This window comes from uncultured Campylobacter sp., assembly GCF_938030685.1.
GTDB lineage: Bacteria > Campylobacterota > Campylobacteria > Campylobacterales > Campylobacteraceae > Campylobacter_B.
On the sequence record NZ_CALHHX010000025.1, the window covers coordinates 1 to 13,884 of the forward strand.

Annotated in this window: 13 protein-coding genes; 3 read left to right on the plus strand and 10 right to left on the minus strand. The window is 48.5% G+C overall.

Annotation, left to right across the window (positions count from 1 at the left end; translation table 11 throughout):
• Window positions 1-626, minus strand: a 626-nt coding sequence (locus Q0369_RS01205; protein ID WP_298094868.1) for a methionine ABC transporter permease, incomplete at its 3' end; no start/stop codon positions are given.
• A 112-nt stretch (window positions 627-738) separates the two neighbouring features.
• Between Q0369_RS01205 and Q0369_RS01210 the strand changes: the two genes are divergently transcribed.
• Window positions 739-885 (plus strand): hypothetical protein, encoded by a 147-nt coding sequence (locus tag Q0369_RS01210; RefSeq protein WP_298094873.1) that lies wholly within the window; start codon window positions 739-741, stop codon window positions 883-885.
• Here Q0369_RS01210 and Q0369_RS01215 read toward each other — a convergent pair.
• From Q0369_RS01215 to mqnE, 9 genes are all read right to left on the minus strand, one after another.
• The gene (locus Q0369_RS01215; protein ID WP_298094876.1) at window positions 863-2,698 is read right to left on the minus strand and encodes a menaquinone biosynthesis decarboxylase; all 1,836 of its coding nucleotides are present in this window, start codon (window positions 2,696-2,698) and stop codon (window positions 863-865) included. The genes Q0369_RS01210 and Q0369_RS01215 overlap by 23 nt on opposite strands.
• A gap of 9 nt (window positions 2,699-2,707) precedes the next feature.
• Window positions 2,708-3,697: a hypothetical protein gene (locus tag Q0369_RS01220; protein ID WP_298094881.1), complete on the minus strand. Its 990-nt coding sequence runs from the start codon at window positions 3,695-3,697 to the stop codon at window positions 2,708-2,710.
• Window positions 3,697-4,545, minus strand: a complete 849-nt coding sequence (locus Q0369_RS01225) for a hypothetical protein (protein ID WP_298094885.1) — start codon at window positions 4,543-4,545, stop codon at window positions 3,697-3,699. Before Q0369_RS01225 ends, Q0369_RS01220 begins: the two co-directional genes overlap by 1 nt.
• Window positions 4,546-4,547: 2 nt before the next feature.
• Window positions 4,548-6,545 carry a methionine--tRNA ligase gene (metG, locus tag Q0369_RS01230; protein ID WP_298094890.1) on the minus strand — a complete coding sequence of 666 codons (1,998 nt, stop codon included), beginning with the start codon at window positions 6,543-6,545 and terminating at the stop codon, window positions 4,548-4,550.
• A gap of 45 nt (window positions 6,546-6,590) precedes the next feature.
• Window positions 6,591-7,295 carry a type II secretion system protein gene (locus Q0369_RS01235; protein ID WP_298094893.1) on the minus strand — a complete coding sequence of 235 codons (705 nt, stop codon included), beginning with the start codon at window positions 7,293-7,295 and terminating at the stop codon, window positions 6,591-6,593.
• A gap of 27 nt (window positions 7,296-7,322) precedes the next feature.
• Window positions 7,323-8,549 carry a hypothetical protein gene (locus Q0369_RS01240; RefSeq protein ID WP_298094896.1) on the minus strand — a complete coding sequence of 409 codons (1,227 nt, stop codon included), beginning with the start codon at window positions 8,547-8,549 and terminating at the stop codon, window positions 7,323-7,325.
• A 111-nt stretch (window positions 8,550-8,660) separates the two neighbouring features.
• Window positions 8,661-9,110: a phosphoribosyltransferase gene (locus Q0369_RS01245; protein ID WP_005871628.1), complete on the minus strand. Its 450-nt coding sequence runs from the start codon at window positions 9,108-9,110 to the stop codon at window positions 8,661-8,663.
• Window positions 9,111-9,125: 15 nt separating this feature from the next.
• A complete protein-coding gene (locus Q0369_RS01250; RefSeq protein ID WP_298094899.1) occupies window positions 9,126-10,421 on the minus strand; it encodes an NCS2 family permease in 1,296 nt (431 codons plus the stop codon).
• 18 nt (window positions 10,422-10,439) lie between these two features.
• Complete coding sequence (gene mqnE, locus Q0369_RS01255) at window positions 10,440-11,522, minus strand: aminofutalosine synthase MqnE (RefSeq protein ID WP_298094902.1); 1,083 nt, start codon at window positions 11,520-11,522, stop codon at window positions 10,440-10,442.
• A gap of 141 nt (window positions 11,523-11,663) precedes the next feature.
• Between mqnE and glmS the strand changes: the two genes are divergently transcribed.
• A complete protein-coding gene (gene glmS / locus Q0369_RS01260) occupies window positions 11,664-13,481 on the plus strand; it encodes a glutamine--fructose-6-phosphate transaminase (isomerizing) (protein WP_298094904.1) in 1,818 nt (605 codons plus the stop codon).
• 60 nt (window positions 13,482-13,541) lie between these two features.
• On the plus strand, window positions 13,542-13,884 hold a 343-nt coding region (locus Q0369_RS01265; protein ID WP_298094907.1), incomplete at its 3' end, for a hypothetical protein.

Below are 13,884 nucleotides of genomic sequence, written 5' to 3' on the forward strand. Positions count from 1 at the left end.
TGCACGAGCACGATCAGGATCACGACGGTGTATGCCATTATATCGGGGCGGAAGCGCTGAAAGCCGTAGCGGATCGCCACGTCGCCGAGCCCACCGCCGCCGACCGTGCCCGCCATCGCCGTAAATCCGATGATGACGATAAGCGTCAGAGTAATCGCGCCGATGATGCTAGGTAGCGCCTCGACGAACATTACTCGAAAGATTATCTGCGTCTTGCTCGCGCCGAAGCTCTTCGCCGCCTCGATCACGCCGCTATCGACCTCCAGCAGCGCACTTTCGATGAGCCGCGCGATAAAGGGCGCCGAGCCGATAGTAAGCGGCACGATCGCCGCAGTGGTGCCGATGCTCGCGCCCACAAGAAGCTTCGTAAGCGGAAAGAGCACGATCAGCAAAATTATAAACGGAAAGCTTCGCAGCGTGTTTATCGCGACGTCCAGCACGGCGTAGACGATACGGTTTTCACACAGTCCGCCGCGGCGCGTAAGAATAAGCACGATCGCAAGCACGAGCCCTAAAATAAACGCCAAAGCCGTGCTTACGAAGGTCATATACAGCGTCTCCAGCGTCGCGTTTAGTAGCAGCTTCGGAATCACTCCGCTAAAAAAATTTTGTATCCACTCTATCATATTTATCCTTTCAATTTGCGTCTGTTTGCGCTATATCGGACTTTTGCGCCGTTATAAAAATTTTTGAAATTTTAAAATTTTGAAATTTACCGCTCATGCGGCGGCAAAATTTATGAAATTTTATCGCTTAGGGCCCGTAAATTTAGACAAAATTTCATCTAAATTTAACGCACGACCTAAAACCAAAGCTATAAATTTTAAAATTTCAAATCCGCGCGAAATTTCGCCCCGCGCCCTCAAAAAATTTCAAATTTCTTAAATAGCTCGGGCTCATCCTGCACGATGCCGCGCTCTATGAGGCTTGCCACGACTTCGCGGCTGCAGAGCGTCTCCTGCGGCCACCGGCGCGTATAGCCCTCCCACTCATGCTTGCTCGTAGCATCGATGCAGATTCGATCGTCCTGCGCCACAAACACGTCGCGCAGCGCATCGATGCTATTTACGATGCGCCAAACGCTCATATAGAGGTTGCTCGCGTCATTCCCCGCATCGGTAAAAATCAAAATTTTAAAATGCTCGCTAAATTTCAAAATCCGCCGCCAGCTACGCTCTACTAGCTCTTTTTTGTCTATGTTTATCAGCACGAGCGGGTTTCTCGTATCGCAAAAGTGCTGCTTAAGCGCCAAAATAGCGGGCTCCTCGCTTTGAAATTTCGCTAGCAGCTCCTCATCGCTTAAAATTTGCGGCGCCTGCGAGCTTAAATCCGCCGTCGCATCGATACCGAGCTTGCCGCCGAAGCAGGAGTTCGGGCTTGCGTGATCGAGCTGATCGCACACACCCTCGCTAAAAACGAGGCTGCACGCGCCTATGCGGTTTAGGACGTACTTCGTAAGCGCTTCGTACTCATCCAAGCTCGGCGCGTCCTGCGGCACGAAAACGGCGTGTTTTACGAAGCTCATCTGCCCCACGCCCCAAAACACGTGCATGATCTGCTTAGCCGCAGCGGGGTAGCGCACGGCGATCTTAGCCAAAATTAGGTTGTGAAATACGCCGTTCTCGGGCATTTTATAATCAATCAGATCGGGCGCGCTCGTACGAAACAGCGGCAAAAAGATCTGCTCGGTCGCATACCCCATAAATTTATCCTCAAGCGGCGGCTTACCCACGACGGTGGCGTGAAATACGGGCGCGCGCTTGTGCGTGATCGCACTAACCTCCATCACCGGAAAGGGCTCTATCGGCGTATAATATCCGGTGTGATCGCCGAAAGGCCCCTCCGACTCGCTTACGGTGGGATCTACAAAGCCCTCGATCACGTAGTCCGCGCCCTCCGGAACGTAAATTTCATTCGTAAGCGATTTTACGAGGCGAGCGGGGCTGCGGCGGATAAAGCCGTAAAGCAGCAGTTCAAAAATCCCCTTCGGCAGCGGCGCCTGACCGCACCAGATATAGAGCGGATCGCCGCCGATCGCCACGGATACGGGCATCTTGCGCCCAGCTTTGCGGTATTCGTCGAAAAAGCCCGCGCCGTCTTTGTGTATCTGCCAGTGCATCCCCAGGCGGTCGCGCCCGTAAATTTGCAGGCGGTACATGCCCAGATTTTGCGTTTGAGAGTTCAGATCCTTCGTATAGACCTGCCCCATCGTGATAAAGGCACCGCCGTCACCCTCCCAGGTCTTAAGAACGGGAAGCTCGCCCAAATCGACATCAGCGCCTAGATGCGCGACCTGTTGGCACTCTCCGCGACCGCTAAGACGCTTTACAAAAATTTTACGCAGCGAGATTAAGTGCGACAAAAAATCAAGCTTTTCGCTAAAGCTTTGCGGGCGCTTCGGCTTTAGCAGGCTCTCAATCTCGGCGGCGATCTCGTCAGGTTCGCGGCCGAGGATTAAATTTAGAGCGGGGGAGGAGCCGAAAATATTGCTTAGCACCGGCGGCATCTGTTTGCCCTGCGCATTTCGCACGTTCGTAAAAAGCAGCGCCTGCGAGCACTCTTTTTTGACCTCGATGTAGCTTGCGTGCGCTATCTCAAGCTCTGTGCCTATCTGCTCCTTTACCTCGCGCAATAGCCCGTTTTCATAAAGTCTCTTTATCCAAAAATTTCCGTTTAAAATTTCATCAAAGCTCTGCATATTGCGCCTTTAAAAAAATAGATTTTTTTCTTGCGGTTTTTGATTTAGAAGCTGCAAGATCGCGCTCTTTTCCGCAAAAACCAGCGCGTAGTGAAACTCGGGCAGGCTCTTTAGCGCGCTTAGTTTATTGAAGCGAAAGTCTATCTTAACGCCGTCCAAGCGGTCCTCCCAGCTAGCGCAGACGATAATCTTTTCGCGGAATTTTGCCCGCAAAAACTCCGCCTCGCGCGCAAAAAGCTCAGGATCGCTCTCGGCGATAAAGGCGCGGTAGCTGCCGCCGAGCGAGCTTACGTTAAAAAATCTATCCACAAAAATCGGCTCGAAATGGCCGAATGCGCTTAAGCTTTGAAATTTAAAGGGTATGTTTTTGCGCGAGAGATACTCGATCACGCCGCATAGCTCGGGCAAAAACAGCTGCGGAAAGATTAAGTTTGAATAATAAATCCCGCCAAAAACGAAGCTGCTGTAAAATATCGAGCCGCCGTAAAGCAGCCTAAAATCGTCGCTCGCGGGGATCCGGACGGGCGAGATGCCGAGGCTTTGCAAAAGCTCGGCGTCGGCGGTGAAATAGGTATTTTTCTCTTTGGCGTTCAGCAAGCTAATGAAAAGCTCGCCCTTGCTGCGCGGCGCAAACATCAAATTTTTCGGCACGCTCGTGTAGCGCAGGATCTCGCTTTGCACCTCGTTTATCAGCACGAAGCCGTGCCGCCACGTCTCGCCCAAAAATTTTATCAACCGCACGAGCGCCGAGCATAAATTTTCTACTTTGATAAAGGCGATCTCGTCGTTGAGAGGCTTGAAATTGTTATCGAAAATGATCGCATACGCGCCGTTATCGATCGCGGTGCGCACGTCGCGCTCGTTTGCGCCGAGTGCGATGAAAGCGCCTTTTTTCGCGACTTTTGCGGGCTCGATCGCAAAGCTCTCGACCGCGGAGATCGCGGGATTATTCAGCATCGTTCCGTTTACGATGCGGGTTAAATTTAATAAATTTATCATTACGAATTTCCTGCGGCGGAGCTTTTGGCAGGCGCGCTCTTTGCGGCGCGGCGCGGCTGCTTTGCGGTAGATGCGGAACTTACGCCGGACGCGGCGGCGTCTTTTGCGGCGATCACAGCAAGCATAATAGTATCTTTTGCGATGCGGCGAGATTTCGCGTTCTGAGAGGTGCTTTTGCTTGGCATTACTTTTGCGCTAGCTGCGGAAATTTTATTTTGCGCGGCGCTTTTTACGGACGCCGATTTTGCGACAGATGGCGATTTTGCCGTGGATGTAGAGACTACACTTGCTGCGATACTTTTGGCGGTCGATGTGGTTTTTGCGATAGGTGCAGGTTTTTTAGTAAGCGGAGATTTTTTTACGGGCGCGCTTTTTGTCGCTGTGTTTTTTTTAGCAAAGGCACTTTTGGAAAGTGAGGCGTCTTTTTTAACATTCGCGCTAGAAACATCTGCCGTGCGTTTTCTGCGCGACGCGGCGCTTGCTTTAGAGCTCTCACCATCCGCGCTCGCATATTTTTTCGTGCGCTCGTCCGTAAATTTATCGGTGCGTGAAAATGAGCGCGCGACCGCGCGCGCGCCGAACTTTGCACATTTTAAAGCGGCAGACTTCGACAGCTCGCAAATGCCTAGCGTTAAAATTTTACGCGCCGCAAATTTTAAAGCAACCCCTGCGCCGAGCTTCAGTGCTAAGGATGCCGCGCATACAAGCCCGCCCGCGCCGATCTTTGCGGCAAGGGAGGAGTTGCAGCAAAGCTTTAAAATTTTATCCGAAGCGCCGCTTTTTTGCGCGCAGAGCCCAGCCGCACCGCAGATAGCGAGCTTCGAAGCCTTGCGCGCTAAAGCCTTCATCGCTAACCTACGATCGCGCCGTTTTTTACGGGCGCGAGTGTGCTAAGCAGCGTAAGGCTGCCGTCCTCGGCGCTTAAAATCATACCCTCGCTGCTATGTTTAAAAATTTTAGCGGGTTTTAAATTTGCCAGCACGCAGATCTGCTTGCCGACAAGCGCGGCGGGATTGTAAAATTTCGCGATACCACTTATGATTTGGCGCGGCCTCTCCTCGCCCAAATCGATCATAAATCGCAACAGCTTCTCGCTGCCCTCAATGTTTTCGCACTCCAAAATCGTGCCGACTTTGATAACGCATTTTTTAAAATCGTCGATTTTGATTTGAGCTTCAGATGCCGCGCCTTGGGCTTCTTGCGCCGTAGCGCCCGAACCGGAAGCGTTTGCGTTTAAATTTAATGCACCTTTTGCCGCAGCGTCTGTGCCCGAACCGCTTGCAGAATTTGCAGCGCCATCCAGCTTGTCATAGTCTGCTTTAGGCATTAGCTCGTGATCGATCTTGGTAAAAAGCGGCTCGCACGGCTTGGCCTTAAAATCTAAAATTTCGCCACGAAGTACTAGCTTTTCATAAAGCGGAGTGGATATTTCAAAGCCGAGCGTGTCTGCGATACGTGCCGCCGTCTTCGGCATCGCGGGACTTAGCAGTACGGCGATTTTAGCCAAAATATTTGCAACCAATGCGACGAGAGCCAGCGCCTTAGCCTGCTCGCCGTTTTTCATCAAATTCCACGGCTCGTATTTCGCGATCGAAGCGTTCGCAAGAGCAAGAGCCCTCCAAAGCTCCTCCAAGTATCTATTGGTAGCAACCTCTTCAAGCGCGCTAAGCGCGGCGCTCAGATAGGAGTTCGCTTCCTCGATCTCGGCGGTGAAAAATTTCATCACGTCTTTGGAATTTATGGCGTAATCCGAGTATTTTGCGCTCATACCGACGATGCGGCTAAGCAAATTTCCAAGCTCGTTGGCAAGCTCGGAATTTACGCGGTTTATAATCGCTTTTTGCGAAAAATCGCCGTCTTGACCGAACGGTACTTCGCGCAGCAAGAAATACCTAAACTGCTCCAGCCCGTAGGCGTTTGCGACCTCGCGCGGATCCACGACGTTGCCAAGGCTCTTGCTCATCTTTTTGCCGTCTCGCGTCCACCAGCCGTGAGCTGCGACGCTGCGCGGCATATTTAGTCCCAGGCTCATCAAAAACGCAGGCCAATAAACGGCGTGAAAGCGTAAAATATCCTTGCCTACGATGTGCAGCGCGTCGCTCCAATACTCCATCCGCTCACCGCCCGCGCAAAACCCAAGCGAGCTAAGATAATCCATCAGCGCGTCCAGCCATACGTAAATCACATGCTTCGGATCGTTTAGCTCGGGCGGAATTTTAACGCCCCAATCAAAGCCCGTTCGCGTGATCGAAAGATCCTTCAGACCGCCTTTTACGAAGCTTACTACCTCGTTTTTTTTGCCTAGGGGCAGGATGCACTTTTCGTCCTCATACCATTTTAAAAGTCTGTCTGCATAGGCGCTAAGTCTGAAAAAATAACTCTCCTCTTTTAAAATTTTAGTCTTTTTGCCGCAGTCCGGGCAATATTCGCCGTCAATTAGCTGATTGGAAGGGAAAAAACTCTCGCAACTTACGCAGTAGTTACCCTCGTATTCGCCCTTATAAATGTCGCCCTTTTCATACATCTTGCGAAATACGTTTTGCACCGCTACCTCGTGCGCGGCATCGGTAGTGCGCGAAAACATATCGTAGCTGATGCCAAACTCGTCCCACAGGTCTTTAAATTTAGCGCTCACGCCGTCTGCGTACTGCTTCGGGCTTTTGCCGTGCTTGGCTGCGGCTTCTTCGATCTTTTGGCCGTGCTCGTCGGTGCCCGTTTTAAAAAACACCTCGTGTCCTTGCAGGCGGTAAAATCTAGCCATCGTATCGGCGATGATCGTCGTGTATGCGTGACCGATATGCGGGACGTCGTTTACGTAATAAATCGGCGTCATTATATATTTTTTCATTATTCTCCTTGCGCTTGCTTAGATTTGACTAAAATTCCACTAGTCCTATTGCGCGGCTGTACCGGTATTAGAATTTAACGTGTATCTTACGTATCCAGTCTCCGGTTGAACGGTTATATCGGCAGTTTCGCCCGCGTTATTTGTAAGCCTGATCGTACAAACACCTACAAACATTTTATCGTATGGCGTTTTAGAACCACTACCTTCGGTAGTACCCGACACCTGCCCCATAGGGCGCCCATAGGAATCAAAGACAATGGTTCTATTTTTACCGTCTCCGCAATTCAAAAATTGTACATTTCTTATATCATAGGTTTTAGTAAGATTTAGCTTTGGATTTAGCTTTTCTTTTACTTTGTTGATAGATTGGTCTTGAAAACCTGCAGTAAGAAATTTATTCGGATTTTGCGGATCTGCAGCGAAATCGTTATTAGTAAAATTTCCGGTACCGTTCGGGGATCCATCTGCATTACTATCAAAATATACCGTATAAGTCCAACCCTCGGCACTTCCTTTGGCGGTAGTTTGACTGAATTGAATTCTCCAAAGTTTTTTAAACCAATCCGGATCGTCTGGATCGAATTTATTATCGTTCATCGCAAGCTGCTGCGTGTAACGAATATGAGCAGCGACTTGATCCGCCGCCTCCACTAAACTGTTTCGATTGATTTGAGGCACTGCCACCGCCGCTAAAATTCCAACTACCACGATGATGAAAATCAGCTCTATCATAGTAAATGCTTTTTTCATAATTTTTACCTTTCATAAAAATTTTGTTTATATTTTAACATAAAATTTCGCAATTCGCACGCCTCGCTTGTAAATATCTATATTTTGTATCGAATTTTTATGATCCGAGACATATTCCGGCTCATCCGCATAGATAAAAGCGCTATCCCCGCTAGGCAGTCCGTAAAATTTCAGGCGCAGGCAGAGCCTCTCGTCTTCGCAGCTTACGTTTTTTACTCCGCGATTTTTTAACTCACTTGCCAGCTGCCTAGCTACGTCAAATTTATAGATAAAATGCCGCTGCGGTTTGTTTGCGAACATCGCCTCATACATCACATCGCTAAAAATCACTGCAAAATAGCTTACCGCTAAGCTTACCAGCGTCACACCCACGGCGATCTTGTGAAAGGTGCGAAATTTAGGCAACCTGACGCGATATGAGTTAAAAAGCACGCGGATAATCAAAGGTGTAGCGATGACGCAATACGGCAGCATCATCTCAAGCGGCACGCGTTGTCTTAGCGAAAAAAGCATCGTTAGACAAAGCGCACTTGTAGCGATGAACCACAGCAGGCTTTTTTCTTCTTTGATCCAAATTCTATAGATCGTGTAGATGAAAAATAAAAACACTAAAGGCGAAAACGCGCCCGCAAAAACGCCCACGGTGTCTAAAAAATACCCCTTCGGCTTGCCCTCCGAGCTTACGTCGTAAAAGATCACGCTGAAGCTAAATAGCGCTATGCAAAGCAGCAAAAGCTCCTTTTTGCGCGTATAAAGAGCCCAAATTCCAAAGCCTACGTAGAGCATAAAAAACGCTCTATCGATCAGGGCGCAAGCGGAGAGAAGCACGAAAAGCGCGATATTGTATTCGCTCTTTGCAAAATAGATCGCCAGCAGCGTGAAAAAAACGATGATGCCCGCCGGATTTAGCAAGATCGCGCTACTCATAGACGCTGGAAGCGCCATAAATAGCGCCGTAGCGACCACTCTATCGAAGCGGCGCTTTAGAATAAATTTTGAAATTTTATAGATCATCGCAGCGTTTGCGAAGTGGATCAAAATAAACGGCACACGCAAGGCGTAATCGTTGCGCCCGAAAATTTCGCAGCTTAAATTTGCGATTAGCGAAACGAGGGATTTTTTATCGTAAAAAATTTCGGCCTCGTAGTAGCTGATGCTTAAATTTGAGATCGCATAAAGCAAAAATATGCCCTGAAACAGGCACATTATAGAGATTACGAAAATTTCGTTTTTATAAAGCTTCTTCACTCTCATCCTTGCTGCGGGCACTTTAAATTTACGGCATAAATTTTACAGCCGAAATTTACAAAATTTAAGCCGCCGAATCCTTTAAAATTTAGCCGCTAAATTTAACCGCGCGCCGCTTCATTCCTCTATCGTATAATTTTCCCAAAAGAAATTTATCCACTCATCCGTCTTTGAAATTTTAAAATCGGGCTGGATGAGCGCCTTGGGTTTGTAAAAAATCACCGCCGTTTTAAGCTCTATTTGCGGAAATTTCTCCAGCAACACGCGCTTGATCTCGACCATGCTGTCGCCGCTGTCGATGATATCGTCCACCAGCAGCACGCGTTTGTAAAGCTCTAGATCGGGCACGTTGAAAACGTCGATGGTGTCGAGCTTTTTAGTATCCGCGTAGTGGATGGAATTTATCGAAAATATCGTCCGCATATCAAGCGCATTGGCTAGCGCATGACCGAATGTGAGCCCGCCTCTAGCGATCGCCACGATTGCATCGGGCATAAATTCGTCCCTAACCTGCTTTGCTATAACTCTTGCGTCGCGATCCATCTCGTCAAAACTATAAAATCTCATATCTTTCCTTAAAATTTAATGCATTAAAAATACTAAAACGCTAATCGCGCCAAGCGTCAAAACGCCGAAATTTAAATCTTTTATCCTGCGCTGAGCGAGCCTAACTACGATATAAGCGATAAAGCCGAAGCTTAGGCCATTGGTGATCGAGTAGGTAAAAGGCATCAAAAATACTATAAAAAACGCAGGGATTAGAATTCCCGCGTCGCTATAATCGATCTTACCAAGCTCACTAAACATCAAAACCCCGACCATTACGAGGATCGGATAGATTGCATTTGCGGGGATCGCCTTAAATAGCGGCAACATAAACAGTGTCAGTACAAAAAATATAGCGCAAAATACCGCGGTAAGCCCCGTGCGGCCGCCCGCTTCTACTCCGCTCGCGCTTTCAGCAAATGCAGTAACCGTGCTCGTTCCTATAACGGCGCCTGCGACGCTACCTATTGCATCGGAGGTTAAATTTCTAGATAGTTTTTTCATGCCGTCTTTGTTATTCTCTCCAAAAAGCCCCGCGCGATTGCCAACGCCGGTTAGAGTGCCGATGCTATCAAATAGATGCGTAACGAAAAATGTGATTATAAAAGGCACGAACGCGAGCTTTAGCGCTCCGGGGATATCTAGCTTAGCAAATATCGGCGTTATGCCGCTTGGCGCGCTTACTATGCCATGCGGTGCGGGCGAAATTCCAGCCACCCACGCAACGCACGAAGTAATCAAGATGCTTAAGATAAACGCCGCCTTGATTCTAAGCACGAAGAGCACCAGCACGACCGCTAAGCCTAAAATTCCAAGCAAAACGTTTAGATCTTTTAAATTTCCTAAAGTTACTAGCGTAGCCTGACTAGGCGCGATGACGCCCATCTGTTTAAGTCCGATAAAGCAGATGAAAGCCCCGATACCAGCACTTATTGCGCGGCGCAGATCAAGCGGGATAGATTTGATAACCCAAACGCGAAAGTTCGTAAACGAAAGCACCGTAAAAAGCGCCCCGCTTATCGCTACGATGCCAAGTGCACTCTGCCACGGCATCTTCGCATCCACGCACAACGCAAAGGTAAAATACGCATTTAGCCCCATGCCGACGCTAAGTGCAACGGGGGTATTTGCAAAGAGCCCATTAAATAACGTCGCGATTATCGTAATAAGCGCGGTTGCCGTAACCAGCGCATCAAACGGCATACCTGCGATGCTCATAATGTTAGCGTTTACCGGCACGATGTAAATCATCGCCAAAAACGTAGTAAGCCCTGCGATAAGCTCCTGTTTTACCGACGTTTTTGCCGCGGCGAGATGAAAGAATTTCTCCACTTGCTCCTCCTTTAGAATTTATTCGTAAATTTCGATTTGATTATACAAGCTGTCGCGCTCTACGGGCACAAAGCCTGCGGTGCCGATCATATCGATAAAATCGCGCTTGCTCTGCCCTTTTTTGCTGCCGGCGCCGGCGCTGCTTTGAATGCTTTCGTTCTCGATCGTGCCGTCAAGATCATCCGCGCCGAAATCCTGCGCTACGAGGGCTAAGCTTAACGTCGAGGTCGCCCAGTAAGCCTTGATATGCGTGACGTTATCAAGCAGAATTCTACTAATCGCGATCGTTTTTAAAATTTCGACCGAGCCCAAAAAACCCTTCACGTCCAGATAGTTGTTCTCGCGCTGATACACGAGCGGGATGAAAGCGTTGAAACCGCCGCCGTTAGCGCGAGCTAGGCTCTCGTCTTGCAGCGCGCGGATACGCAAGATGTGATCGATGCGGTGAGCGCGGCTTTCGATATGTCCAAAGAGCATCGTAGCGTTGCTCTGGCGCCCGCGCTCGTGCCACAGCGAGTGGATACGCAGCCACTGCTCGCTTGAGACCTTACCTTTGCAAATTTTATCGCGCACGTCCTTGTCAAAAATTTCGGCACCGCCGCCGGGCATCGAATCCACGCCGCTTTGCATCATCAGCTCTATCGTCTCTTCGTAGCTCATCTTCCACTTTCTCCGCCAGTAATCGATCTCTGCTGCGGTCATCGCCTTGATGTGCAGAAGCGGGTATTTTTGCTTTATCGCTTTGAAAATTCCCAAATATTGCTGCGGCGTAACGAACGGATTGTGCGAGCTTACGATATGAATCTCCTTCGTGCCGCGCGCTACCGTCTCATCCACGATACGCATGATCTCATTATCGCTCATCGTGTAAGCGTTTTCGTTCTTGCGGTGCGCCGAAAATGCGCAAAATTTACAGGTATCTGCGCATAAATTTGAAGGATTGATATGGCGATTTGCGTTGAAATAGACGTTTTTGCCGTTTTTTTCTTTGCGAATAGCAAAGGCAAATTTGCCCAGATCGAAAAGATCCAAATCCCATAATTTCACGCCATCTTCGTAATTTAATCTCTCGCCGTTTTGTAGTTTTTCTAAAATTTCCATCGATTTCCCAAGCCAAATTTTGTGCTAATTATATAATTTTTTGCTTACAAAACGAATAAGCGGACTAAATTTAGAGCCGAATTTCGTTAATTTAAAATAGCGTAGTAAAATGGGCGCCAAATTTTAAACAAGGAAAGCAAAATGTGTGGAATCGTAGGCTACATAGGAAACGCCGAAAAGAAAAAAATCATAATAAACGGACTGAAAGAACTCGAATATCGAGGATACGATAGCGCGGGCCTTGCCGTGATGGACGAGAGCGCCAACATAAAGTATTTCAAAGCGGTCGGCAAGCTAAATAATCTCGAAGAAAAGATGAAAGATTTCACTTCGCAAGGCTTTGGCGTTGCTATCGGACATACTCGCTGGGCGACGCACGGAAAGCCTACCGAGCTTAACGCGCATCCGCATTTTGGGGATTTTAGCTTCGTCGTGCATAACGGTATCATCGAAAACTACATCGAGCTAAAAGATGAGCTCGAAGCGGACGGCGTGAAATTTTTAAGCCAAACCGATACCGAAGTAATCGTGCATCTTTTTGAAAAAAATTTCAAGGCTAGTAACGACGCATTTAAGGCATATGAAGCCACAATTAAACGGCTAAAAGGCGCTTACGCAACGCTTTTGATCACCAAGGCAGCACCCGGAGAAATTTTCTTTGCTAAAAACGCAGCTCCGCTCATCGTCGCAAAAAACGATAAAAACGAAATTTTCTTTAGCTCCTCGGACGCTCCGCTCATCGGGCTTGCGAATACGGCTGCGTATCTGGATGATCAAATTTACGGCGTCGCCAAGCTCGGACAAATAGACATTTTTAAAAACTCTAAACCGCATAATTGCGCCTTTAGTGAGCTTCCGAAAGATAAAGGCTATGCGCAAAAAGAGGGCTTTAGATTTTTTATGGAAAAAGAAATTTACGAGCAAGCGCAAGTCGTAACCGAAGCGATGATGGGGCGCGTAATAAAGGGCGGCAAGATAAAATTTGATGAGCTTGATCCGGCGATGTTTGAGAGTATCGACGAGGTCGTGCTATGCGCCTGCGGTACGAGCTATCACGCCGCGCTCGTAAGCTCGTATCTTTTCGAGCGCATCGCTAAAATCCGCACAAAAGTGGAAGTTGCCAGCGAATTCCGCTACAAAGAACCATTTTTAAACAAGAATTCCTTATTTATCGTGATCTCGCAAAGTGGCGAGACCGCCGATACATTAGAGGCGCTGCATATCGCTAAAAAAGCCGGTCTTAGGACGCTTGCGATCTGCAATGTCGATAACAGCTCAATCGTGCGCATGGCAGGCAGCGTGATCCTCACCCGCGCGGGCATCGAAAAGGGTGTGGCATCTACGAAGGCTTTTGCGACGCAGGTAATGGTGCTATGGATGTTCGTCGTGTATCTTGCTAATCTGCGCGAAGTCATCTCGGCGCGCACGAATTCCGCTGAAATTTCGGCGATGCTTCATATCCCGCAAATTTTAAAGATCAAAGACGGCTTGCAGGATAAAATTTACCGCATGAGCAAGCACTATCTGCACGGACACGGCTTTTTCTTTATCGGGCGCGATATTTTCTATCCGCTCGCTCTTGAGGGCGCGCTCAAGCTCAAAGAGATCTCCTATCTGCACGCGGAGGGCTATCCGAGCGGCGAGATGAAGCACGGTCCGATCGCTCTTGCCGATTCTAATCTCTTTACGGTTGCGCTGATGCCAAAGCATTTGCTCTACGAAAAAACAAAAAGCAATGTCGAAGAGCTTGCCGCGCGCGATGCGTATATTTTAGCTATCAGTCCGGAAGAGCCCGAGATCGCGGATGATTTTATCAAAACGAGCGAGCAGAGCCACGCGATGAGCGAGTTTTTTGAGATGATGCTAATTTTGCAAATTTTAGCTCTTGAAATCTCCGTCAGACTTGGCAATGATGTGGATATGCCACGAAATTTAGCCAAAAGTGTGACCGTAGAATAATCGTTTTTTAAGTTCATTTTGACTAATATTTCTCATTAAAAAATCGGGGAATGTTAGTATATGAGACTTATTGGATTTATCAGAGGCGAAAATGTCATAGTCGCCACGGGCGGGGTCGAGTATAGCTACGAAATGCTGGGCGAGCGCGATCCTAGCCTAACCGACGGCGATGAGGTAAGTTTCGACACGCTAGCATCCAGCGCGATAAATATCGAGCGCGTGGACGCGTCCAAATCCAAGGATCGTGCGGCGCAAAAAGCGGCTTCGCAGGCAAAAGAAGCTGCGAAGCAAAATAATGACTGGACTTCTGATCCTAAAAATTTCATAGAAATAGACGCGGCAGAGGAGTCGTCTCCTCAAAATTCCGCCGAAAATATCGCAGAGGATAGATCCGCCGCAAAAG